Origin of the sequence: Bacillus sp. FDAARGOS_235 (assembly GCF_002073415.2) — a bacterium.
Classification (GTDB): Bacteria; Bacillota; Bacilli; order Bacillales; family Bacillaceae_G; genus Bacillus_A; species Bacillus_A toyonensis.
Genome location: NZ_CP020437.2, coordinates 599587 through 622108, shown reverse-complemented (window position 1 = coordinate 622108; position 22522 = coordinate 599587). Strand labels below are relative to the sequence as shown.

Here is a 22522-nt window from a genome sequence, read left to right as displayed (position 1 = left end):
TTAAAAAAGAATTCATCCATAAAATAAACTATTTATTTTTATTGCAGTTACATCCTTTTTTCTTTACATAGCCTTGCTCGGCTAAGTCTCTTTGCGATTGGGAATTGGAAGATTGGGCATTGGAAGATTGAGAGGATGCTGACGAGCTACTATTTTTATTATTTGAGTAGTTTTTTCGATAGTTATAATTACTCATAGTACTATCACCTCCAATTAATTATATAAATATTATATGTATGAACTCTATTATTTGTTACGATAAAAAATCTCCTTGGTATTTTCCAAGGAGATAAAGGATGGTTCTATTAAAATGATACTAATTAATACCCCCAGTAAAGAGGGAAGTAATAAGAATCTTGGTAATATAGATTTTGTTGTTGAGTAGGGGGCTGAGTTGACTGATTTATCATGTCGCGGTTTTGATTACAGTTTGCTGGAGGACCAATTACAGTAGTGGATTGAATTGGGGATACTGCTTGTTTCCATTGTTGTTCATTGAGACAATAAGTATGAGCCATCATATGAGCCGGAGTTAATCTTAAAATATCAGAGCCGAAAATAACTTCTGGGATAGGGGCATCAAAAATAGCTAATAAATGAGTATTATCTGCTGTAGCAATTTCATAATGCCACCACGCTTGTGGAATGTTGGCAACTTGCCCCGGTTTTATCGGTAAGTTTAATATTTGATTCGTAAATGGATTAAGTAAAGAAACAACAGCAGACCCTGAAATACAATAAACAAGTTCAGCTGCATTTTGATGAATATGTGGTTCTACAACATTGCCTGTACTTAAATAAATATCTAATAAAGAAGTATTTTCTAAAGTATTTAATTGTTTAATGCCAAGTACATTTATATAATTTTGGGCATCTTTCCGAAAAAAATTACTTTTATTTACATCATAAGTAAAATTGGTTGAGGGGGAGGTATAGTCGATGTTGGCAGTCAATTGTATTACCCGCCTTTCTATAGGTAAGTTAGGTTACAAAATTAGGATATGTGTCTAGTCTTTGTTTTGTGCTGTTGTCGGTAGTTTAATAAATTCACTTATTTCATAAAGAATAAGGTGTTAAGACTAAACTATATTCGTATTCCCATTCATACTTTGGATTGATGGAAAAAAGTAATGAAAATGTTAATTTAAAAGTACATCAATCATTTATAAGGAGTGAATGTTCATGTCATTTAGTGAAATGATTAGAAATGAAGTGCTCAGCTGGACGGGTGTTTCTGAAAAACCGCACCGATTTGGTGGTATTGAAATAAATTATGGTAAGAAAGAACTTGGCCATCTTCATGGTGATAAATTAGCTGATTTACCATTTCCGAAGTTAAAGCGAGATGAATTAGTGAAGCAAGGATTGGTAAAACCACATCACGTATTACCTGAATCAGGATGGATCAGTTATTATATAAAGAGTGAAGAGGATATTCCATTTGCAATTGAGTTATTTCGAATGCAATATGACCGAATAAAAAAATAATGAAAGTAAGTAGATAAATAAAAATATATTTTCATGTCACATCCCTCCTTAATCGTTCGTCTTGTATGTAGAACGATAAGGAGGGATTTTATTATGAAGAAATTTGATGTAGCAATTGTTGGCGGTGGGCTTGCTGGATTAACAGCATCTATATATTTAGCGAAAGCTGGAAAGAAAGTGATTGTATTAGAAAAGTCCAGGCGATTTGGTGGTCGAGGGATGACTATAAATAAAAATGGGATCTGCATGAATCTTGGTGCACATGCCTTATATAGAGGAGGAGCAGCATTTTTAACTTTTAATGAGCTCGGTATGAATCTTCCGGGTGGAATACCGACTACAAAAGCACATGGAATATGGAAAGGGGATATATTCACTATCCCAACAGATTTTCGCTCTATTTTATCAACACCACTACTTTCGTGGTCTGCAAAAGTACAATTCTCACGTCTTATGATTCGTTTAGGGAATTTAGATGTAGGAGAAGTTCCAAAAATGAGCCTAACTGCATGGGCGGAAAATGAAATAAAAGATCCAATGGTTCGCAATATATTTTATGCGCTATGCCGAACAACAACATATACGTTTGCTCCTACAATACAATTAGCTTCTTCAGTATTAAAGCAAATACAACTATCTATGAAAGAAGGCGTACTTTATGTAGATGGTGGTTGGGAGACGATTATAACAAAATTAAGAGATATAGCGAATAATGTCGGGGTGCAATTTTTGGCTAAAAAGCATGTTTTGGAAATAGAGCATTACGAAGATAAACAAAGAATACATTGTTTTGATGATGAGGTTTTTGAAGTAGGCACAGTCATCGTGACGACTCCGCCGAAAGAAGCTTGTAAAATAATAAAAGGTGCAGAAGGAACAAGTTTGCATAGATGGAGTGAACAATCGGTACCGGTTACTGTTGCTGCATTAGATATTGGCTTGAGACGATTACCCAATCCTACACATCAATTTGTAATAGGACTAGATCAACCTATATTTTTCACAAATCAATCGAGAGCAGCTAAATTAAGTGAAGATGGATCCATTGCAGTGAGTCTAATTAAGTACCATAATACTGTGCTAGAGATGAATCATATTCATGAAGATAAAGAACAGTTAGAAAGTACGATGGAGTTGTTACATCCAAATTGGAAAAGAGAAGTTGTTGCACAGCAATATTTACCGAAAATAACAGTAGCATATGATTTTCCTCATATTGAACGAGTTGAAACTCCAGGTCCTAATATCCCTGAAATGCCAGGTGTTTATGTTGCAGGTGATTGGACTGGGCAAGATGAATTATTAGCTGATGCTGCAGTAGCAAGCGGAAAACGTGCAGCGTTACACATTTTAAAGCAATTAGAAAGTGAGGGTGTTCATCATGGAAACGGAGCAGTTATATGAAGCGTATCAACCATTATTATTTTCGTTAGCATATAGAATTCTTGGGAGTGTTATGGATGCCGAGGATATCGTTCAGGATGTATTTATCTCGCTGAATAACATAGAGAATATTCAGTCTATCGAAAATATGAAAGCATATTTGTGTAAGATGGCAACAAATCGTTCAATTGATAAATTACGTTCGGCAGCGCATAAACGTAACGTGTATGTGGGGATGTGGTTACCAGAGCCACTTGTAGAAGAGAGTGATGAGCCATCAGAGTCATTTGTAATGAAAGAATCCCTTTCCACAGCATATTTATTACTTTTACAACAACTGTCTGAAGTAGAAAGGATTGTTTTCATATTAAGAGAGGTTTTCAGTTATGAATATGAAGAAATAGCTTCAATTGTTGATAAGAGTAGTGTGAACTGCAGGAAGATCTTTCAACGTGCACGAAAAAGCATTTTGGAGAAACCGAAGCAATCAAAATTAAGCACAGAGAAAATGGCTGCTTATGTTGAAAAGTTTGTATCATCATTACAGTGTGGGGATGCGGAAGGCATGCTAGAAGTATTAAAAACAGATGCTATACTCAAAGCTGATGGTGGTGGTAAAGTTACGACTGCGATCCATCCGATTTATTCTGCGGATCGAATTATACGTTTGTTCTTTGGAATTGCACAACGATTGACTGAAGAGTACACTGTTGATTTCAAAATGGTAAATGGTATACCAGGAGTTATAGTTACAATAAATAATAAAGTAACTTATGTTCTTTCGTTTGCATTTGAGGATGAGAAAATTTCAAATATTTATATGATGGTTAACCCTGAAAAACTTATGCATTTAAATGTAAAAATATAAAAAAGCGCATTTCTTCAGAAATGCGTTTTTTATTATTTTTCTAACATTTCAAGAGGTACATCTTTTTCGCCAGCTACCTCAAATTTAATTTCCCCGTCTTCTTCATAAATACGTGTAATAATCGGTATAGTAATCATTAATTTTTTATGCTGCTTTCGTTTTCGAGCAGCATCTAAGCTAATCACGTTCATTTGTAAGCATCCTTTCTTCTGGAAATATATAAACAAAGAAAATGCGTCCGAAAAGGGCGCTTAATTGAATTTGAAATACCGATTCATTTAAATGGGGTTTATATAATTTAATAACTGCAATTTTAATGTGAAATAATATGAATGGAATAATTGCACGTAGAAATTAACTTTACCAAAAAACGAAACAATATGCTATAAAAAATTATAAATCTTTGTCATATAACAGGAAAAAGGTTTATGTTTCGCATATAATAAAAAGTAGACGGGCAGCAAGAGCTTTTTCATCATATTGCTTGGAAAGGCGATGAAAAGAATGGATACGTTAAATTCATTATTATTTCAACTTGAACAATATGGAGAAGAGCATGATCGAAATAAAAAAACAAGGGAAGAAAAATTACGGAATGTTTCTCGTGAAATGGGGCAATTTTTATCAATTTTAGTAAAAGGGTGTAATGCAAAAAAAATTTTAGAAATTGGAACTTCTAATGGCTATTCTACATTGTGGTTAGCGAATGCGGTAGAAGAAACAAATGGAAATGTAACAACTGTAGAGCTTTCTTCAGAACGAGTTGGAGAGGCACTTGCCAATTTTGAAAAGGCACACCTGTTACAAAGAATCGATATTCATAATCAAGAAGCAGGGGCATTTTTAGATTTGCAATTAGATCATTCATTTGATTTTATTTTCCTAGATTCAGAGCGTACGCAATACATGTGGTGGTTTGAGCATATAAAACGTATGTTACAACCAAAAGGTTTTCTTGTTGTTGATAATGCAACTTCTCATGCGAGTGAATTAGGTGAGTTTATAAAAATGATTGAAGAAGATGATACGTTTGAAACGGTGTTATTAGCTTTTCAAAAGGGGGCATTTGTAGCGCGCAAGAATAAATAGAAGTGAACGTAATATAATTATCACATTGAAAGCGGGCAAATGTCAAAAGATTGACTACAGCATGACAGAAAGAATGTAAATTATATAGATAACATACGAAGAATCCGCCTTCAGCATGTTCTTCTCTAGGTCTTAAGTCTGAGGAAAATAATGTGGATAACAGGTATACTTATACTAAGAAACAGGGAATGACTGCATAAGCAGATATTTCTTGAAAAATCGATTTCAAACAGACTGATTGTACATGAAATACGATAAATGAAATGAAAAATAGTGCATATAAATTCGCACATATAAATAAAGGAGCGATTTTGTTGACTGAACTCGAGAAAAAAGAACCCGTATCAATTGTGAAAGATAATAATGTAGGAGTAGTAGTTGATACAGTTATAAAAGATGAAGAACTTGATGAATTGAATAAAGAAGCTGATCTTTATGTACACAAGTTAAATAGCGAGCAAAATACAGATTTATCAAAAGTATTGTCTCAGCTAGGAGATTTAGGGGATAAAGAGCAACAAGCGGCAGGACAAACGTTATCGGCGTTAAAACGTCCTGTAACAGCGATGATGAATGGGAAAAATGAAGAAATTCCAAATACATTGTTAGAGTTACGAAAAGTGGTATCAGAGCTTGATCCGAATTCATTAAAAGCAAGTGGTATGAAGAAAATAATGTTTAAAGTATTCAAAAAAAATCCACTTGAAACATATGTGCATAAATACCAATCTATAGATAAGCAAATCGAGGAGATTATTAGATCCCTTCTAATTGGCCGTGACAATTTGCAAGAAGATACGGTTGGCCTTGAAATGTTAAAAGAGCAATCGCATGATAAAATTCATGCTCTTGATAAACAAGTATACTTAGGGAAAAAACTTGCTGGGATGCTTGAAGCTGAGAAGCAAAACCCAGAGCGTCAAAGAGATATTCCATTAATAAACGATGCATTAGAAAAGATACTTGTACGTACACGTAATATGCAGCAAGCGAAAAGTGTACTATTACAATCGATTGCATCTGTAGATATCATTAAGAAAAATAATGAAAAGTTAACAGAGGCAATTCGTAATGCAATTACGATGACGCAAAACGTTGTAACAGTTTCAGCTGCTATTCAGCTAGCATTAACGAATCAACGTAAAACAATTGATGCTGTTAATGCGACAAATGAAGCAATTGAATCAATGGTATTAAGTAACTCTCAAGCATTGAAACAAAATACAGAAGAAACAACAAAGTTGCTTGAAAATCCTGCTATTAGCATGGATAAATTACGTGAGTCATTCCAAAATGTATTCGCAGCGATTGAAGCTTCTGAGAAATCGTCAGAACGTATTATTGAGTCTAGTAAGAAATTTGTCATTGAATTAGACACATTTAATGATGAGATGAAGCAGAAACTCATTCAACGTCCAAGAAAATAACAGATTATTAGAGGAGGTGAAAAAATGAGTTTCATTCAAACAGTATTAGTACTATTAGGTACATTACTTTTAATCGCATTTACTGTCGTTGTTTTAGTAGTATATTTCGGACGTAAACTGTATTTTTCATGGACGAAACCGTACAAGAGGGCGCAAGATTCTATAGAAAAGTTATCGAATAAATCGACACCGTTTTTACAAGAGTTTACGCAACATCCACTCTTTTATCGATGGATTCGTACAGAAGGAAAGAAAGAACAACATACATTGAATACTCTTTTCTGTACATCAAGTCAACGTACGAGAGAGCAAGTATTTTCAATGTTACCGAAAGAAAAACAGAAAAAAGTGCATGTAATGGCAAAAACAACGAAAAAGCTTACAAATGAAGATATCGATGTGGCCGCGATGAAAGTGAAAGATTTCTTAAGACAAGAAACGCAGCAAACTGTAAAACCGTCAGACCTATCGTTTTATAAATTGTATTTTTATGATCGATATCCAGATGCATTGAATACAATTCAAACGTATAAACGCTCGATAAATCCTTCATTACAAAGAACAGTTGATGATATTACAATTTCAGTATTAAATGCATTGCCGTATTATCAAGAGCAGCGTATGTTTGAACAACAACATAAACTTGAAACGTTCTTAATGAAAGATTTAACTGCGATGTTATCTTTAGTGGTGCAATTACCTCCGTCACAACGACCAGAAAAAGAAGAAGAGTTAAAAGTCTACTTGCAAAATTTCAAAAAAGAAATGGAAGTAGTAGAGCGTGATATTCGGGACTCCATTGATCATGATTTGAATGTGAAGATGAGAGCAGCGACTGAGAAGTTTAAGAATAAATAGAAAAAGCGCCTTAAAAGCTAAGTGTTTCTCAGCTTTAAGGCGTTTTTTTGAGATTTTATTTTGCCTTAACGGTAGTATAACTAGAAGCAACACTTTCGTTATGCAATCGATCAACTGCAGTTACCACATACGTATAAGTTTCTCCAGAAATAGCCGTTTTATCTACGTAAATTTCTCCAAGTTTTGTTTTTCTTACAGTGGTAAGTAAATGTTTTGGGTTGTGTATATCCACTTCATTTTTTCCATTCACACGGTAAATGGCGTAATAAGCAGAGTCATTATCTCTATTGTCAATTATTCCTACAGCAATACCGTCATCTCTTGGAATGGCACCTTTTAAAGTAGGTTGTTTTGGTGGATCATGATCAAGCCAAGGCATGGGCGGGATTAATGCAGGATGTATATATATGTCTTTGGAGAGTCTATCTTTTATTCCAAGTGGATTGTTATTTATATCTTTTAAACTGAAATGCATACTACCTTTTATTTGTGGATATTGATGGTTTAATGCGATTTGCTTCGGATATTCTTCTGGATTAGACCAAGCAGGGACAGAGTTGTTATTAATTTTATAAGCCGCTTGACCGATGTAAAGGTGAATCGGTTTGTTATTTGTTTCTTTTACCCACCAATCTACTAATATGTCATATGCAGCAGGTGTGAAACCGATATTCCAATATATTTGCGGTGTAATGTAATCAATGTACCCTTTTTGTATCCACTCACGTGTGTCAGCATAAAGATCATCGTAGTTTCTTTGACCTGCGGCTGTATTAGAGCCAGTTGGATCGTCAGCTATATTTCGCCATACGCCGAACGGACTAATGCCAAACTTTACGTATGATTTTTCTTGTTTTATAGCAGTATTTAAACCTTTTACGAGTTCATTTACATTATTGCGACGCCAATCTTCGATAGTTGAAAAATTCCCGTTATTATATAATTCAAATGTTTTTTGATCAGGAAATTCTTCGCCAACTACTTTATAAGGATAAAAATAATCGTCCATATGAATTGCATCAACATCATAATTTTTTACGATTTCTAAAGCGCCTTCTGTTATAAAGTTTTTCACTTCTGGAATACCAGGGTTGTAATATAGCTTCCCGCCGTAAGGTACAACCCAATCGGGATGTTGTCTTGCAGGGTGATTTTCTGATAGTCGATTTATATCAGTGTGATTCATCGTTATTCGGTATGGATTAATCCATGCGTGGAATTCTATATTTCTTTTATGTGCTTCTTCAATCATAAATGCGAGCGGGTCGTATCCAGGGTCTTTTCCTTGTGTACCTGTAATGTATTCAGACCAAGGACCGTAATTTGAAGGATAAAAAGCATCAGCGGTTGGTTTTATTTGTACAACGACTGCGTTCATACCAGTGTTTTTTACATCGTCTAATAATTTTATAAATTCTTGTTTCTGCTTTTCGATAGGTAAGCCAGTTTTTGAGGGCCAATCAATATTAAGAACAGATGCTATCCATACAGCGCGTAATTCATGCTTTTTGTAAGTAGTATTTACTTCAGCATAGGTAGAGTGAGGGGAAATGAAAGAGAAAGGAGTAAACAAGATGATGATACAACACATCATTAATAAACGTTTCATAATCATTTATACGCCTCCCTATTATACGATTATTTAAAATAATATATGATGTGAGGTTGGCCTTGCAATTGAGAAAAATAAATATTGAAACATTAATTTAATAGGAAAAATATTTTTAGTGAAATTTACTTTCAGTATAACTAAATCGTTTCATGTCTTCATATGCTTGTTAGTAAAGTGAAACTTTCTTTCATTTGAAGGAAATAATTTATAAGTATAGGAGGCTTCAATAATGAAAGTTTTATTCGTTTGTTCTGGAGGAATGTCCAGCGCAATTGTTGTAAACGCTTTAAAAAAAGAAGCGGAGAAAAAAGGTGTGAGCATGGAAGTGCATGCAATTGGAACGAATGAGGTAGAGGAAGAAGTGAAGAATGGTTGGGATGTTGTAATGGTTGCACCTCAAATAAGACACCGATTCGATTCTGTAAAAAAATTTGCAGAAGAGGAATCCATTCCGTGCGGTATTATTCCACCGCAAGCATACACACCGCTTGGTGGACCGACTTTGTTGAAAACTGTAAATGAATTAATTAGTTAGGGGGAAGCGTTATGAATAAGTTTGTCACGTTTCTTGATAAAAACTTATCTGGACCGATGGCAAGGCTTTCTGAACAGAGGCATTTACAAGCAATCCGTGATGGAGTTATTTCGGCGTTACCATTTATTATTGTAGGGAGTTTCTTTTTAATAGTAGCATTTCCCCCATTACCGAAAGATAGTTTCATATCAGTATGGGCATTGAAAAATCAAACAAGTATATTAATACCATATCGGTTAACGATGTTTATTATGTCTTTATATATAGCATTTGGAATAGGATATAATTTAGCAAAAAGTTATAAGTTAGATGCTTTATCAGGAGCACAGCTTGCGGTATGTTCACTGCTATTAACGTTAACCCCTGAATTAATTGATAAAAAAGGATTTATGCTTCCGATGACAAATCTCGGAGGTCATGGATTATTTGTGACGATGATTGTTTCTATTTTATCCGTAGAGATATTAAGGTTTTGTAAGACGAAAAATGTAATGATTAAAATGCCAGAACAAGTACCGCCATCTGTATCACGTTCATTTGAAGCACTTATACCTGCTGCATTCGTTATTATTATAATGAGTCTAGTAACTGTCGTTTTTAGCATTGATTTACACCATGTTGTTGATAAATTAGCAGCACCATTAGTAAAAGCTGGTGATAGTTACTTCGGTGTAATCATTCCAGTGTTTTTAATTACATTTTTTTGGTCATTCGGAATCCATGGTGTGTCGGTTGTTGGAACTGTTGCTCGGCCATTATGGGAAGTTTACTTAGGGAAAAATGGTGAAGCAATTGCTAGTGGAGCAGATCAGTTGCCATTCATATCACCAGAACCGTTATATCAATGGTTTATATGGATTGGCGGTTCTGGTGCGACGTTAGGGCTTGTATTAGCTATGATTGTATTTGGTCGATCAAAATATTCGAAAGCATTATCAAGAACTTGTATTGTTCCTGGTATTTTTAATATTAATGAACCTGTTATTTTTGGATTACCGATTGTACTAAATCCGATTTTAATTATCCCGTTTATCATTACACCACTCGTAACAGCAACTGTTGCATATTCAGCAACTGCGATGGGATTTGTAACGCCAACACATATTATGCCGCCGTGGACATTACCAGCTCCAATTGGCGCGTATTTAGCCACAGGTGGGGATTGGCGTGCAGTGGTATTAGTTTTTATAAATATAGCAATATCATTTCTTATTTACCTACCATTCTTTAAAATGTATGACAAAAATATGATTGAAATTGAAAAGAATGGTGACGGGGAATCTGTTAGTCCTTAAGCTTTATACGGTTATTTTGAGTGATAGACTTTATGTCTATCACTTCTTTCGTATTAAACTGAGAGAAGGTGTAAAGGAATGAATATAAAATTTAGTTATAAAGGTGTATTTATATTATTGTTTGGAGTAATATGTGCAAATTTACTCTTAGTACCTGTATTAAGAATACTAAATCTATCACAAATGCATAGTATATGGCTCGTTACAAGTATTGCGGCAAGTGTTTTGCTTACGATCGTTGTTTCTTTTATTGATGGCACATTTGTATCGAAAGTCCAGTTGTTTATTAGATTTGTATTGTTTTCTGTAGGTTGTACGTTGTTTACTTACATAATTGTTTTTTAGTGAATAGGGGGCATGCATAGTATGTATATTGCAGGGATAATGTCCGGTACATCGTTAGACGGAATAGATGTAGCGCTCGTTCATATTGAAGGAAACGGTGTAGATTCTAAAGTTGAACTCATTCATTTTACTACTGTTCCATTTTGTAAGGATATAAAAAATGAGATACAGCAGGCTTTATCAATTGATACATCTAATGTTCAATTGATATGCAGTTTGAACTTTAAGCTTGGTTTATGTTTTGCTAATGCTGTAAAGGAAGTTTGTAAAAAGGCTAATTTGTCATTGGAACGATTAGATTTAATAGGTTCTCACGGACAAACGATTTATCATCAGCCAAAACAAGAAGGCAATTTTATTTCTTCGACATTACAAATTGGAGAACCAGCAGTTATAGCATATGAAACGGAAACAACAGTAATCTCTAATTTTCGAACGATGGATATGGCAGCAGGAGGACAAGGCGCACCACTTGTACCATATTCAGAGATTATTTTATACCAGCATCAAACTAAAAATAGGATACTGCAAAATATTGGTGGGATTGGTAATGTTACAGTCATACCAAGTAAACGAAGTAATAAAAGTGTTATTGCTTTTGATACTGGTCCAGGAAATATGGTAATTGATGAAGTGTGTCAAAGATTATTTCATTTACCATATGATCGAAAGGGTGAAATTGCAAAACAGGGGGTAGTTGTAGATGAAATATTAACATACTGTATGAACCATCCATTCTTAAAAATGAAACCACCAAAATCAACAGGTAGAGAACAATTTGGAAAAGAGTTTGTGAGTGAATTATTAAAGCGATTTGAAAAGTATAGTAAAGAAAGTATATTGACGACTGTCACGATGTTTACAGCAAGTTCAATTGTTCAGCATTATAAGGAGTTTATTTTTCCATTGTATGAAATTGATGAGGTAGTTCTAGGTGGAGGCGGAAGCTATAATGACACACTTGTCGAAATGATACAGAATAAATTAAGAGAAGAAAGATGCAGAATATGTATTCAAGAAGATATTGGGTATTCTTCAGCGGCGAAAGAAGCAATCGCATTTGCAGTTTTAGCAAACGAAACGTACCATCGTAATCCGAGTAATGTGCCGAGTGCTACAGGTGCTAAGGAACCGGTTGTTTTAGGGAATATAACTTTCCATACGACTAGAAGATGAAAGTAGGGCAAGTAAATGAAGTATATGATTGGAGTAGATGGTGGGGGGACGAAGACAGAAGCAATTGCATTTGATCAAGACGGAAATGAGCTTGCGAGAGGTACAAGTGGATTTGGAAATATAGTAATAAATTATGAGAATGCACTCACACATATTATAGATGCGATTAATCAATGTTGGGAACGTTTAATAAATGAGCATTGCGTTTGTATTTGTTTAGGATTAGCAGGTATAAGTGGAGCAAATACAAATGAATTAACAATACGTCTAAAAAAGAAGTACGGAACACAAATTGAAGTTTTTAATGACGCAATGATTGCACATGCAGCTGCTTTAAAAGGGAAGGAAGGAATTTTAACAATTGGCGGTACAGGTGCGATTTGCCTAGGAAAGAAAGGGACAGTATACGAGTATAGCGGTGGATGGGGACATATTTTAGGGGATGAAGGAAGCGGATATTGGATTGCATTACAAGCTTTAAAGAAAATGGCATTACAATTCGATCAAGGAGTTAGCCTTTGTCCATTAAGCTTGAATATTCAAAGGCAGTTTCAACTTTTGACACCGTCTCATATAAAAAGCCTAGTATATACTTCTTCAAAAGATAAAGTTGCAGCAATCGCACCATTAGTTATTCAGGAAGCGAGAAATGGGAATGAGGGTGCACATGAAATTATGATGCAAGCTGGTAAGGAATTAGCGAGAATTACAGTAGATGTTTATAATAAGATGCAATGTAAGTTTTCAACTCCAATTGCAGTAAGTGGTAGCATATTACGTTTAGTTCCTGAAATATATGATGTATTTAAGAAGTGCTGTGAGGAAAGGATTGAAGAACTTACATTTGTATCACAATCAGAAATGGCAGTGAAAGGAACATACTATTTAATGAAGGATTTATATTTTAAAGTGTAAATAGATAAATGAGAATTTTTGTATGATTTGTAAAAATATGATGTTAAAATGTACAAAGGGATGTAGATTAAAAAATGTACAATATACGTAGTAATTGAATAGTGTATATGTATTCCCATGTAGAAAGTGAATGATTACATGATTAATAGTATGCAGTTTTTGTATTTGGTGGCTTCTTATTTATTTGGTAACATCTTGACCGCTTATATAGTAACAAAGTTGAGACATAATGTTGATATTAGGGATGAAGGAAGCGGAAATCCTGGCGCAAGAAATATGGGGCGCGTATATGGAAAATGGTATTTCGTCGCTACATTTTTAGGTGATGCCATTAAAGGTGCAATTGTAGTTTGTATAGCAAAATATCTTTTTGAAGATGCTACATTCGTAATGTTAACATTATTGGTCGTTATTATTGGACATATTTACCCAATGTTGTTTAAAGGTAAGGGCGGAAAGGGCATTTCAACATTTATCGGAGGACTCATCGCATTTGATTATTTGATAGCGCTTACTCTCATAGGTATTTTTATTGTTTTTTATTTAATATTTAAAGGATTTACAAAGCCAGGGTTAATTACAATCGCTTGTTTACCAATTTGTATGGTTTTTTATTCTTACTCTATTGGTACGAATATATTAAGTGTACTTATTATTGTTCTTATTTTATATGTAAATCGAGAATAAAGTGGACCTTTTATCCCGCTATTTGCCGGGCAGTAAGACCCCCACCTCAAAATTCAGCGGAAGCAAAGAAGTTAGGTGGGGGTCGGGCTGCCCGTAAAAGCCCGATTGGTGAAGGTTAATAATCAGTGGGGGATGAACAAAACCCCCACTGATTAAAGTTTCACTTTATAAGTGGGGGTATCTCCACTTATAATTTTTATGAATTAAACAACGAGCAATAAGTAGATAGAAAGGGGATAGGACATGGGGATAATTTATAAAATTGCTGATCAAGCTTGGGAATTTGAAAGTATACATAAATTGAACTATAAAACATTTGTAGAAGAAATTCCGCAACATGAAGAAACGGAGGAACGTTTTCGTATAGATCGATTTCATGAAGAAAATACATATTTAATTTGTTTAGACGGTGTGAAGTTAGTAGGTATGGTCGCGGTAAGAGGAAAACGCCCATTCTCATTACATAATAAAATCTCAAATTTAGATGTATATTTAAACAAACATGGTGAAAACGTATATGAAATTCGTTTGCTTTCAGTAGAACGTGAATATAGAAATGGTAGAGCGTTGTTAGGATTAATTCGCTTTTTACATCGTTATTTGCTTCTAAATGGATATGAATTGGCACTCATTTCAGCTACAACACGTGAGCTGCCTTTATATGAGCAAATGGGGTTCAAATCTTTCCATACGTTAGTTGGAACAGAAGAAGCAGCTTTTCAGCCAATGTATGTTACACCTACTATGTTCGAAGAATCGAGTGTTGGAGGTATTATGACGAAAGAATTTACGTTTTTACCTGGTCCAGTAGACATGGAAGAGAATGTTCAAAAGGCGTTTTCTACTAAGCCTATTTCGCATCGTTCTAAGTCATTTCAAGTGACAATGGACAATGTAAAGAAACGATTACTTCAAATGACAAAAGCAAAACATGTACAAATTATGTTAGGAACAGGGACGTTAGCGAATGATGCGATTGCTTTACAGATACGTTCTTTAAAAGGTAAAGGGTTAGTTTTAGCGAATGGAGAGTTTGGTAATAGATTAATTGAGCAGGCAAAACGAGCACATTTAAATTTTGATACGTATAAAAAACAAATGGGAGAGTCGTTTAAACAAATCGAATTAGAAAAAATAATTGTAAGTGGAAATTATGAATGGCTTTGGTTTGTTCATCATGAAACATCAACTGGAATGTTAAATAATTTGGACGAGCTAAATGTCTTTTGTAAAAAGTATCATATGAAACTATGTGTAGATTGTATTAGTTCAATTGGAGCAATACCGATAGATTTGAAGGATGTATATTTTGCAAGTGGCGTTAGCGGGAAAGCGATTAAATCATTTACAGGATTATCTTTCGTTTTTCATAATCACAATATAGAGAAAAACGAAGCAATACCTGCGTATATGGACATTGGTATGTATGAAATGAATGACAGCATTCCATATTCACATTCATGGAATTTAATTTACGCACTGCAAGAAGCATTGAAGAAATTTGAGGATGAAACGGCGTTTGTAAAAATAAAAGAGACATATGCTTATATGGAAGAAGCTATTACTAATATGGGTTTAAAGCTTGTTTCACCTAAAGAGCACACCGCGCAAATTATACTCACCATTCAGTTAAATGAAGGGTATTCTTCTAAAACAGTAGGCGATGCATTAGCATTGCAAGGATACATTGTTCATTATGAGTCATCTTATTTGCAAAAAAATAATTGGATCCAAATTGCATGTTTAAATCATTATAAAGAACGTGATAGGAAGAGGATGTTGAATTGTTTGCAGGTGTGTGTTACAGAAAGTCCTTTTAGCGTAAATAATTATTTATAAATTTTATAAAGTTATAATTTACACTTGCTAAGCGAATAGAAGTACATGTATTGACAACAGTCTAAAAGAGAGCGAAAGCCCTCTTTTAAACTTACTTAAATGGACTACTCACAGATTGGAATACCGAGAACTCTCAAAGCTAGTGCTACTTGAAGAGTAATTTCCAATCTAGCAATTTCGATGCCAGCAACTGTGAGTACTAAAAAAGGTTGGCCGTTTACGAACACGATACAACTTTCCATATATACGCCTCCTTTCTAGTAATCTACTACAGTATATGAATAAAACTATAATACGTTATAGTCAGATTCATGAATTTTATGAAAAATAATAGATTTAACCTATGTTCACGAAATAAATGGGCTCATAGTGTCAATCATATAATAAAAAGCATCTAAAATAAGATGCTTTTTACTATATGTACGTTTTCAGCGTGACAATAAATAAAGCGAATCAATAATCAATAGAGAGGGAAATATATTGATAAATATTTGTATGAGGTAAACTAAGAAGGTTTTAGAAAAACAAAAAGGAATTTTTATACTTGTAACATAAAAATTCTAGGGGGATGTTAATATGGAAAAAACTATGATGGTAGAAACAACAAACATGATGATGTCTATGGAAAAAATGATGTGTGAAATGAAGTGTATGAAAATGATGATGAATAACATGATGCAAATGGATGTAGAAATGGATAAGGCAATGATGGTAAAAATGAACGAATGTGATGAAATGATGAAGACAACTATGTCTATGATGAAAGCGATGAAAGAGAAATGTTGTTGAAGTAACAAAGTATAGCGTAAAATGATGCGGATTTTGCAAATTTGAATTAGAAAAGAGCCTGTATTAGTTGGTACACTAAAATAGGCTCTTTTTAAAGATTGTTCAAAAATAAATTGATTTGATAAAAAAAGAACTAAAGATTATTTTAGTTCTTTTTTCTGTTTTAACACTGTTCAAATCATTGGATTAAAAGCTATAGAAGATGGATAAGTAGTGAACAAAGACAAGTGAGAGCCTATCTTTCTTCGTTAAATGTGTGCTGAAGTAAACAAGGACTCCATTTTAATTTTACTCTTTTCACGAATTTCAGCGTCTGCATGCCTCATAACGTATTTATGCGCTACAGCAATTGCTAAAACATCATCTAATAAGCCAATCCCGATAATAGCAGCTATATCTGGAATGAAATCGATTGTTAATACGTAATAGGATAAAGCAGCTAATATTATGAGTTTTGCTTTAGTAGGTAACGTTTTCTTTTTCATTGTGTAAAATAAAATAATACTTTCATATACGCTGGATTTTCCAAGGTTTGCGGAGCTTTTTTTGAATTTTTTCCAAAGCGTCTGTTTCTCCATATAAACACTCCTTTTACAAAAACATATATTTTTTAAAAGGATGGACAAAGAAGTGAGGGAATAATCCATTTTATTTTTGTTTATTAATTTATAATTCCATAAGAATAGGAAATTACCTGTTCAAAATAATATAATGTTTATGATGCAACGACCTACAGTGTTTCATTACATAGTATGGATAATAAAATTTATGTAGTCAAAAATGGTGAGGTTGCTGATATTGTAAGAAAGGCTATTTTTCATGGGCATGGATTTGATCCGGTTCATTGTTTAGGAGAAGAGAACGGCAATACTTATAGGTTAGCTTTAGAATTGGGTGACATTATGTACTATAATCTCTATCACGGCTCATGAGGTGGAATATACGTTAGATGACATCGCTCAAATGAATATATCTAAATTAGCAATAAGATACCCAGACGGATTTAATCGAGAAGCTTGTCGGAAATCTGTTGATGGGAAGTGAGACCAAGTTTGAATTTTGTACAGAAACTAAAGAAGCCCATACTTCAATTCGTGATATGTATAGTAAAATGTATGTGGATGATGCAGTTATTATTAAACATTTAATAAACGGTATGGGGGAAGGGAAATGAAGATAATAGAATTACCAATTGAATTTGAATGTAACGGGCGAAAACAATGGATTTATCCGAGCTTAATTGTATTAAACAATGAATTAACTTTAGTAGATACAGGTTATAAAAATTTTTTACCTTTAATTGAAAATGAAATTTTAAAACATGGATATGAGATGAAAAACTTAAAAAATATAATTATTACTCATTATGATGATGATCATATAGGGTCTTTATACGATTTCAAAGTGAAATATCCTCAACTTCATGTTATTGCTAGTGAAATAGAATCTAACTACATTAATGGTGAAATAAAATCAGAGAGACTAGTTCAAGCTGAAGAAATGTTAGAACATATGCCAATTGAAGAGAAAGAATTTAGTGAATGGTTTATACAACAGTTAAAAAATATAAGACATATTTCTGTCGATGAAAAAGTATATGATGGTCAAATGATTTTGAATGATAAATGTCAAATAGTAGCGACGCCAGGACATACTTCGGGGCATATTTCATTATATTTTCCGGACTTAGACTGTGTAATTACAGGGGATACGGCCGTTCAAGATAATAATGAATTAGTAATAGCTAATCCAAATTTTTGCTTAGATATAGAAAAAGCGGAAGAATCTTTAAAGAGAATTAAAAACCTTAAAGCAGCAAGTTATTATTGCTATCATGGAGGAAAACTCATTATATAAAATATATAAAAAAACCGACCTTTCTTATATTGAAAAGATCGGTTTTTTAATTCATAGATTCCGCAATTCTTATTAAATCAGTAACATTGTATTTTCTTTTTATGTATAGTTTGTTACCAAGGGCGATTTTATATTGAAAACCGTCCTTCTGAAAGATAAGTTCGTATGCTAAATCAAAATGAGGATTATATACTGCCTTTATATTATGTTTTAAAATGTAAAATTTAGTGCCCTTATGTACATATTGATCTAATTTATGTTGAACTGGTGAAACAGTGATTTTAAAAATCCCATTACTATCTTTATTGTAGTATCGTAGTTCTAAGTAATCGTTATAGATGTACCCTTGAAATTCATGAATTTCGAACGGGAATTTTGTAGGAGTAAGTATATGTTCCTTACACTTCATTTCATATTTTTTTACAATAGTAGCTTCTCTCATTAGAGGATTAGTTCCATCATAAATTTGATTAATTTGAGATATTTTATTGTTTTTTGTTATTATTTCTAAAATGTAACCGATAGTAAATTCATCATCAGTGTCTTTGAAATAGGAAATAAGAATTGTAGTATCCTCTTTTGGAGATGGTATTATTTTAATTTCATGAATAGGTTTTTCCTTTTGGAATGTAGGTAGTTCAATCCCTTCTGTTACATATGACCGCATAAATTTTTTATCATTTTGGAGTAAAGCTTGTTTAAATTCACTTATCACATTTGTTTGAGATTTCGCCATAATAATTGAGGTCGATTGAAAATATAGTAAGAACAATATACAAAATATCTTTATGAATGTATTGGTCAATTTTATCACCTTGTAACTATGTTTCCTTAACATTGAAATATATATGTATAGGAGGGGAAAAGATGAGTTTATTGCTTGATGTAATAATGGCTATAATTACATTTTATCCTCGAAATGATATGAAATTAAAACATCATATTGCAAAGTTAAGTGAATTCGAGTGGTTTCGAAAGCTACACGAAGATACAAAGTATACAAGACTAATTTGGAGTAATAGAAAAATTAAAATGTTCATTTTGTCTACTACTAACATGGAAGCATTAATAAATTCCGAGACAAAACAAAAAGAATTTGTCCACCTAGTACATGATGAATATAAAAAAAGAAGGTAAGAATTTTTTTATTTTTCATATTTGGCGAAACAAATGGTACAATGAAAGCTAATGTGAAAAATAAGGAAAAGAAGTGGTCTATTTGAAAAACTTTTTAGAATTAGGAATTAGTGAAACTTTTAATCATACATTACGTGAAAATGGAATTACGGAAGCAACACCAATTCAGGAAAAAGCAATTCCTGTTATTATGTCAGGTAAAGATATTATTGGGCAAGCGAAAACAGGAACGGGTAAAACATTAGCATTTGTCTTACCGATTTTAGAAAAAATCGATCCAGAGTCTAGTGATGTTCAGGCTTTAATTGTTGCACCAACAAGGGAACTAGCATTGCAAATTACAACTGAAATTAAAAAAATGCTTGTTCAAAGAGAAGATATTAATGTACTAGCGATTTATGGCGGGCAAGATGTAGCACAACAATTGAGAAAGTTAAAAGGTAATACACATATTGTTGTAGCAACACCAGGACGATTATTAGATCATATACGACGTGAAACAATTGATCTAAGTAATCTTTCAACGATTGTACTAGATGAAGCGGATCAAATGCTTTATTTCGGTTTCTTATATGATATTGAAGATATTTTAGATGAGACACCTGGTAGCAAACAAACGATGTTATTCTCAGCAACGATGCCAAAAGATATTAAAAAATTGGCGAAACGTTATATGGATGAGCCGCAAATGATTCAAGTACAAAGTGAAGAAGTAACGGTAGATACAATTGAACAGCGTGTCATTGAGACGACAGATCGTGCAAAGCCAGATGCACTTCGTTTTGTTATGGATCGTGATCAGCCATTTTTAGCAGTTATTTTCTGTCGTACAAAGGTTAGAGCAAGTAAGTTGTATGATAATTTAAAAGGACTAGGTTATAATTGTGCTGAACTTCATGGTGATATACCTCAAGCGAAACGTGAAAGAGTCATGAAGAGTTTCCGCGAAGCTAAAATTCAGTACTTAATCGCAACGGATGTAGCAGCTCGTGGACTTGATGTAGATGGTGTAACGCACGTATTTAACTATGATATCCCTGAAGATGTAGAAAGTTATATTCACCGCATTGGCCGAACAGGACGTGCAGGTGGATCAGGTCTTGCAATTACGTTCGTTGCAGCGAAAGATGAAAAACATTTAGAAGAAATTGAAAAAACGCTTGGTGCACCAATACAAAGAGAAATAATCGAACAACCGAAGATAAAACGTGTAGATGAAAATGGAAAACCGGTACCAAAGCCGGCTCCAAAGAAATCAGGTCAAAATCGTCAAAGAGATAGCCGTGAAGGTTCAAGACGTGATTCGAGAAATAGCTCAAGAAGTGATTCGAGAAATGGTTCGAGAAATGAAAATAATCAATCATTTAATAAGCCAAGCAATAAGAAAAGTAGTACAAATCAAGGTCAGAAAAGACGTGGGCGTTAAAATATGAAGTGGTAATTGGGATGAAGAGATATATTGTTTGTTAATAGAGAAATCGATATATAATAAAAAAATCCTGATACAATTATGAATGCAGAAGGAGTCACAAAAATTTGTGGCTCTTTTTGTATTTTAAGATTAGGTTGGTATGCATTTGCTCAATGCGAGTAAAGTTGATAATTTCATTTACCGTATTTAAAGTGAATTGAAAAATAAAGAAAGAATAAAATGTGGAGTTTCATTTGTCTGAATGTTCAGGAGGTTATATAATGATTTTCTGACTATTAAAATATGGAGGAGTGCAAATGAAAAATGAAACGTTACACACACAAGAAGACATTTTAAAAATGCTTGATTCATTATTAAGACCTGCAGAACCATTTTGGAATGAATTTTATGCCAATAGAGAAAAGGATGTTCCGTTTTTTGAAAATATTCCAGATGAGAATCTAGTTTCGTATATACAAAAAGAGAGAGTTTCAAAAGGGAAAGTATTAGAACTTGGATGTGGTCCAGGTAGAAATGCCATTTATTTAGCGAATGAAGGATTTGATGTTACAGCAGTGGATTTATCTGCAGAAGGCATTCAGTGGGCAAAAGAGAGGGCGTTGGCAAAAGGGGTACAAATTCACTTCATTTGTGATTCAATTTTCAATTTAGAGGTTCAAAATGAATTTGATTTTATATATGATTCTGGTTGCCTTCATCATATTCCACCACATAGAAGAATGAATTATATAGAGTTAATTGATAGATATTTAAAATCAGGTGGTTATTTCGGATTAACATGTTTTGCAGCAGGTGATTTGGATGAACGAAATGGATCAGAAATAACAGATTGGGACGTATATAGAGGTTGGAGTTTACGAGGTGGTCTTGCATATTCTGAAGAAAAATTGAGAGAGATATTTAAAGAGTTTGAAGTAATTGAAATTAGGAAGATGAAACAAATGAAACAACCGAATGATATGTTTGGGGAATCATTTCTTTGGACAGCATTGTTTAAGAAGAAATGAAAATTAGATAATTGACAAATTTACCGTTTTTATAGACAATACATTTATAAGAATGTACGTTCGGTTTTGTTGAACGATGTATGTTTTGCATAAATACATAACAAGGGGCTGTCTCTATATGAGTAACACAAATCAAAAAATTACTACATTTTTAATGTTTGAAGGAAAAGCTGAAGAAGCGATGAATTTTTACACATCCCTATTTGATCAATCAGAAATTGTAAGTATCTCTCGCTACGATGAAAATGGACCTGGTAAAGAGGGAACTGTAATTCATGCAACTTTTACGCTAAACGGACAAGAGTTCATGTGTATTGATAGTTATGTAAATCATAATTTTACATTCACTCCAGCTATGTCTCTTTATGTAACTTGTGAGACAGAAGAAGAAATTGAAACGGTCTTTCATAAACTAGCGCAGGATGGAGCAATTCTTATGCCTTTAGGTGCCTATCCATTTAGTAAAAAGTTTGGTTGGTTAAATGATAAGTATGGTGTATCTTGGCAGTTAACGCTTGCTGAATAAAAAAGAAGCATCGCTTATTTGTATAATGTGTTTAGTTAAGAGTTTGAAAAATTAAATAACTTTAAAAAGCGTTCCAACTGTCAACAGGTTTGGAACGCTTTTTTGTTGGTATATCATTTTTGGGGAATTGTTAATTAATATCGCTTATTTTAAATGAATTGAATAGTTGTCTAATTTCATGTTTATTTAGAATGTTTTTATATTTACGGTCGATTATTTGTTAAGATAAATATATACAACTAAGTATTTACTATCTG

25 protein-coding genes and 1 pseudogene are annotated in these 22522 nt (G+C 33.4%); 20 read left to right on the top strand and 6 right to left on the bottom strand.

Annotated elements, in window-relative coordinates:
• Window positions 1-320 precede the first annotated feature (320 nt).
• Window positions 321-953 (bottom strand): cupin domain-containing protein, encoded by a 633-nt coding sequence (locus A6J74_RS04860; protein WP_000126318.1) that lies wholly within the window; start codon window positions 951-953, stop codon window positions 321-323.
• 229 nt (window positions 954-1182) lie between these two features.
• On the opposite strand from A6J74_RS04860, the gene A6J74_RS04855 reads away from it, so the two are divergent.
• From A6J74_RS04855 to A6J74_RS04845, 3 genes are all read left to right on the top strand, one after another.
• Window positions 1183-1488, top strand: a complete 306-nt coding sequence (locus A6J74_RS04855; RefSeq protein WP_000010328.1) for a luciferase domain-containing protein — start codon at window positions 1183-1185, stop codon at window positions 1486-1488.
• A 93-nt stretch (window positions 1489-1581) separates the two neighbouring features.
• Window positions 1582-2892, top strand: a complete 1311-nt coding sequence (locus A6J74_RS04850) for a phytoene desaturase family protein (RefSeq protein WP_000712982.1) — start codon at window positions 1582-1584, stop codon at window positions 2890-2892.
• Window positions 2870-3739 (top strand): sigma-70 family RNA polymerase sigma factor, encoded by an 870-nt coding sequence (locus A6J74_RS04845; protein ID WP_000447155.1) that lies wholly within the window; start codon window positions 2870-2872, stop codon window positions 3737-3739. Before A6J74_RS04850 ends, A6J74_RS04845 begins: the two co-directional genes overlap by 23 nt.
• 32 nt (window positions 3740-3771) lie before the next feature.
• Here the strand turns inward: A6J74_RS04845 and A6J74_RS29960 are convergent, their stop codons facing one another.
• Complete coding sequence (locus A6J74_RS29960) at window positions 3772-3930, bottom strand: hypothetical protein (RefSeq protein WP_001100984.1); 159 nt, start codon at window positions 3928-3930, stop codon at window positions 3772-3774.
• A gap of 304 nt (window positions 3931-4234) precedes the next feature.
• On the opposite strand from A6J74_RS29960, the gene A6J74_RS04830 reads away from it, so the two are divergent.
• From A6J74_RS04830 to A6J74_RS04820, 3 genes are all read left to right on the top strand, one after another.
• Window positions 4235-4828: an O-methyltransferase gene (locus A6J74_RS04830; RefSeq protein WP_002105252.1), complete on the top strand. Its 594-nt coding sequence runs from the start codon at window positions 4235-4237 to the stop codon at window positions 4826-4828.
• A 314-nt stretch (window positions 4829-5142) separates the two neighbouring features.
• A complete protein-coding gene (locus A6J74_RS04825; protein ID WP_000137413.1) occupies window positions 5143-6255 on the top strand; it encodes a toxic anion resistance protein in 1113 nt (370 codons plus the stop codon).
• A 24-nt stretch (window positions 6256-6279) separates the two neighbouring features.
• The gene (locus tag A6J74_RS04820) at window positions 6280-7113 is read left to right on the top strand and encodes a DUF3974 domain-containing protein (RefSeq protein WP_000008388.1); all 834 of its coding nucleotides are present in this window, start codon (window positions 6280-6282) and stop codon (window positions 7111-7113) included.
• A gap of 55 nt (window positions 7114-7168) precedes the next feature.
• Here the strand turns inward: A6J74_RS04820 and A6J74_RS04815 are convergent, their stop codons facing one another.
• The gene (locus A6J74_RS04815; protein WP_000605562.1) at window positions 7169-8728 is read right to left on the bottom strand and encodes a glycoside hydrolase family 10-like protein; all 1560 of its coding nucleotides are present in this window, start codon (window positions 8726-8728) and stop codon (window positions 7169-7171) included.
• 226 nt (window positions 8729-8954) lie between these two features.
• On the opposite strand from A6J74_RS04815, the gene A6J74_RS04810 reads away from it, so the two are divergent.
• The 7 genes from A6J74_RS04810 to A6J74_RS04780 all read left to right on the top strand — a co-directional run bounded on the left by A6J74_RS04810 (window position 8955) and on the right by A6J74_RS04780 (window position 15517).
• Window positions 8955-9260: a PTS sugar transporter subunit IIB gene (locus A6J74_RS04810; protein ID WP_000865901.1), complete on the top strand. Its 306-nt coding sequence runs from the start codon at window positions 8955-8957 to the stop codon at window positions 9258-9260.
• A gap of 11 nt (window positions 9261-9271) precedes the next feature.
• Window positions 9272-10555 (top strand): PTS sugar transporter subunit IIC, encoded by a 1284-nt coding sequence (locus tag A6J74_RS04805; RefSeq protein ID WP_001032297.1) that lies wholly within the window; start codon window positions 9272-9274, stop codon window positions 10553-10555.
• Between the two features lie 78 nt (window positions 10556-10633).
• Window positions 10634-10900: a hypothetical protein gene (locus tag A6J74_RS04800; protein ID WP_001021949.1), complete on the top strand. Its 267-nt coding sequence runs from the start codon at window positions 10634-10636 to the stop codon at window positions 10898-10900.
• A 21-nt stretch (window positions 10901-10921) separates the two neighbouring features.
• The gene (anmK, locus tag A6J74_RS04795; RefSeq protein WP_000274948.1) at window positions 10922-12076 is read left to right on the top strand and encodes an anhydro-N-acetylmuramic acid kinase AnmK; all 1155 of its coding nucleotides are present in this window, start codon (window positions 10922-10924) and stop codon (window positions 12074-12076) included.
• Window positions 12077-12091: 15 nt separating this feature from the next.
• Window positions 12092-12991 (top strand): BadF/BadG/BcrA/BcrD ATPase family protein, encoded by a 900-nt coding sequence (locus tag A6J74_RS04790; protein WP_000876608.1) that lies wholly within the window; start codon window positions 12092-12094, stop codon window positions 12989-12991.
• Between the two features lie 138 nt (window positions 12992-13129).
• Window positions 13130-13678: a glycerol-3-phosphate 1-O-acyltransferase PlsY gene (gene plsY / locus A6J74_RS04785; RefSeq protein ID WP_000610842.1), complete on the top strand. Its 549-nt coding sequence runs from the start codon at window positions 13130-13132 to the stop codon at window positions 13676-13678.
• A gap of 243 nt (window positions 13679-13921) precedes the next feature.
• Window positions 13922-15517 (top strand): aminotransferase class V-fold PLP-dependent enzyme, encoded by a 1596-nt coding sequence (locus A6J74_RS04780; RefSeq protein ID WP_000511441.1) that lies wholly within the window; start codon window positions 13922-13924, stop codon window positions 15515-15517.
• Between the two features lie 104 nt (window positions 15518-15621).
• Here the strand turns inward: A6J74_RS04780 and A6J74_RS04775 are convergent, their stop codons facing one another.
• A complete protein-coding gene (locus A6J74_RS04775) occupies window positions 15622-15759 on the bottom strand; it encodes a DUF3956 domain-containing protein (protein ID WP_000443202.1) in 138 nt (45 codons plus the stop codon).
• Between the two features lie 334 nt (window positions 15760-16093).
• Here A6J74_RS04775 and A6J74_RS04770 point away from each other — a divergent pair, with 334 nt between their 5' ends.
• Complete coding sequence (locus tag A6J74_RS04770) at window positions 16094-16306, top strand: hypothetical protein (RefSeq protein WP_000416118.1); 213 nt, start codon at window positions 16094-16096, stop codon at window positions 16304-16306.
• Window positions 16307-16554: 248 nt separating this feature from the next.
• Here A6J74_RS04770 and A6J74_RS04765 read toward each other — a convergent pair whose 3' ends face one another.
• A complete protein-coding gene (locus A6J74_RS04765; protein ID WP_000415068.1) occupies window positions 16555-16884 on the bottom strand; it encodes a YkvA family protein in 330 nt (109 codons plus the stop codon).
• A gap of 204 nt (window positions 16885-17088) precedes the next feature.
• Here A6J74_RS04765 and A6J74_RS30320 point away from each other — a divergent pair.
• Together A6J74_RS30320 and A6J74_RS04755 are read left to right on the top strand one after the other, a co-directional pair.
• Window positions 17089-17350, top strand: a pseudogene (locus A6J74_RS30320) (MazG nucleotide pyrophosphohydrolase domain-containing protein); the annotation flags it as partial.
• Between the two features lie 126 nt (window positions 17351-17476).
• Window positions 17477-18163: an MBL fold metallo-hydrolase gene (locus A6J74_RS04755; RefSeq protein ID WP_000691130.1), complete on the top strand. Its 687-nt coding sequence runs from the start codon at window positions 17477-17479 to the stop codon at window positions 18161-18163.
• Between the two features lie 46 nt (window positions 18164-18209).
• On the opposite strand, the gene A6J74_RS04750 is transcribed toward A6J74_RS04755, so the two are convergent.
• Window positions 18210-19001 (bottom strand): hypothetical protein, encoded by a 792-nt coding sequence (locus tag A6J74_RS04750; protein WP_073990678.1) that lies wholly within the window; start codon window positions 18999-19001, stop codon window positions 18210-18212.
• A gap of 29 nt (window positions 19002-19030) precedes the next feature.
• On the opposite strand from A6J74_RS04750, the gene A6J74_RS04745 reads away from it, so the two are divergent.
• From A6J74_RS04745 to A6J74_RS04730, 4 genes are all read left to right on the top strand, one after another.
• Window positions 19031-19300 carry a hypothetical protein gene (locus A6J74_RS04745; RefSeq protein WP_000054889.1) on the top strand — a complete coding sequence of 90 codons (270 nt, stop codon included), beginning with the start codon at window positions 19031-19033 and terminating at the stop codon, window positions 19298-19300.
• Between the two features lie 73 nt (window positions 19301-19373).
• A complete protein-coding gene (locus A6J74_RS04740; RefSeq protein WP_002038674.1) occupies window positions 19374-20726 on the top strand; it encodes a DEAD/DEAH box helicase in 1353 nt (450 codons plus the stop codon).
• Window positions 20727-21028: 302 nt separating this feature from the next.
• Complete coding sequence (locus A6J74_RS04735; RefSeq protein ID WP_000787490.1) at window positions 21029-21739, top strand: class I SAM-dependent methyltransferase; 711 nt, start codon at window positions 21029-21031, stop codon at window positions 21737-21739.
• A gap of 118 nt (window positions 21740-21857) precedes the next feature.
• The gene (locus A6J74_RS04730; RefSeq protein ID WP_000072494.1) at window positions 21858-22265 is read left to right on the top strand and encodes a VOC family protein; all 408 of its coding nucleotides are present in this window, start codon (window positions 21858-21860) and stop codon (window positions 22263-22265) included.
• Window positions 22266-22522: the final 257 nt, after the last annotated feature.

Excerpts from the sequence above, each read along its gene's own strand:
- A6J74_RS04855 (WP_000010328.1), top strand. The coding sequence starts at position 1,183 with ATGTCATTTAGTGAAATGATTAGAAATGAAGTGCTCAGCTGGACGGGT.
- A6J74_RS04850 (WP_000712982.1), top strand. The coding sequence starts at position 1,582 with ATGAAGAAATTTGATGTAGCAATTGTTGGCGGTGGGCTTGCTGGATTA.
- A6J74_RS04845 (WP_000447155.1), top strand. The coding sequence starts at position 2,870 with ATGGAAACGGAGCAGTTATATGAAGCGTATCAACCATTATTATTTTCG.
- A6J74_RS29960 (WP_001100984.1), bottom strand. The coding sequence starts at position 3,930 with ATGAACGTGATTAGCTTAGATGCTGCTCGAAAACGAAAGCAGCATAAA.
- A6J74_RS04830 (WP_002105252.1), top strand. The coding sequence starts at position 4,235 with ATGAAAAGAATGGATACGTTAAATTCATTATTATTTCAACTTGAACAA.
- A6J74_RS04820 (WP_000008388.1), top strand. The coding sequence starts at position 6,280 with ATGAGTTTCATTCAAACAGTATTAGTACTATTAGGTACATTACTTTTA.
- A6J74_RS04815 (WP_000605562.1), bottom strand. The coding sequence starts at position 8,728 with ATGATTATGAAACGTTTATTAATGATGTGTTGTATCATCATCTTGTTT.
- A6J74_RS04810 (WP_000865901.1), top strand. The coding sequence starts at position 8,955 with ATGAAAGTTTTATTCGTTTGTTCTGGAGGAATGTCCAGCGCAATTGTT.
- A6J74_RS04805 (WP_001032297.1), top strand. The coding sequence starts at position 9,272 with ATGAATAAGTTTGTCACGTTTCTTGATAAAAACTTATCTGGACCGATG.
- A6J74_RS04800 (WP_001021949.1), top strand. The coding sequence starts at position 10,634 with ATGAATATAAAATTTAGTTATAAAGGTGTATTTATATTATTGTTTGGA.
- anmK (WP_000274948.1), top strand. The coding sequence starts at position 10,922 with ATGTATATTGCAGGGATAATGTCCGGTACATCGTTAGACGGAATAGAT.
- A6J74_RS04790 (WP_000876608.1), top strand. The coding sequence starts at position 12,092 with ATGAAGTATATGATTGGAGTAGATGGTGGGGGGACGAAGACAGAAGCA.
- plsY (WP_000610842.1), top strand. The coding sequence starts at position 13,130 with ATGATTAATAGTATGCAGTTTTTGTATTTGGTGGCTTCTTATTTATTT.
- A6J74_RS04780 (WP_000511441.1), top strand. The coding sequence starts at position 13,922 with ATGGGGATAATTTATAAAATTGCTGATCAAGCTTGGGAATTTGAAAGT.
- A6J74_RS04775 (WP_000443202.1), bottom strand. The coding sequence starts at position 15,759 with ATGGAAAGTTGTATCGTGTTCGTAAACGGCCAACCTTTTTTAGTACTC.
- A6J74_RS04770 (WP_000416118.1), top strand. The coding sequence starts at position 16,094 with ATGGAAAAAACTATGATGGTAGAAACAACAAACATGATGATGTCTATG.
- A6J74_RS04765 (WP_000415068.1), bottom strand. The coding sequence starts at position 16,884 with ATGGAGAAACAGACGCTTTGGAAAAAATTCAAAAAAAGCTCCGCAAAC.
- A6J74_RS04755 (WP_000691130.1), top strand. The coding sequence starts at position 17,477 with ATGAAGATAATAGAATTACCAATTGAATTTGAATGTAACGGGCGAAAA.
- A6J74_RS04750 (WP_073990678.1), bottom strand. The coding sequence starts at position 19,001 with ATGTTAAGGAAACATAGTTACAAGGTGATAAAATTGACCAATACATTC.
- A6J74_RS04745 (WP_000054889.1), top strand. The coding sequence starts at position 19,031 with ATGAGTTTATTGCTTGATGTAATAATGGCTATAATTACATTTTATCCT.
- A6J74_RS04735 (WP_000787490.1), top strand. The coding sequence starts at position 21,029 with ATGAAAAATGAAACGTTACACACACAAGAAGACATTTTAAAAATGCTT.
- A6J74_RS04730 (WP_000072494.1), top strand. The coding sequence starts at position 21,858 with ATGAGTAACACAAATCAAAAAATTACTACATTTTTAATGTTTGAAGGA.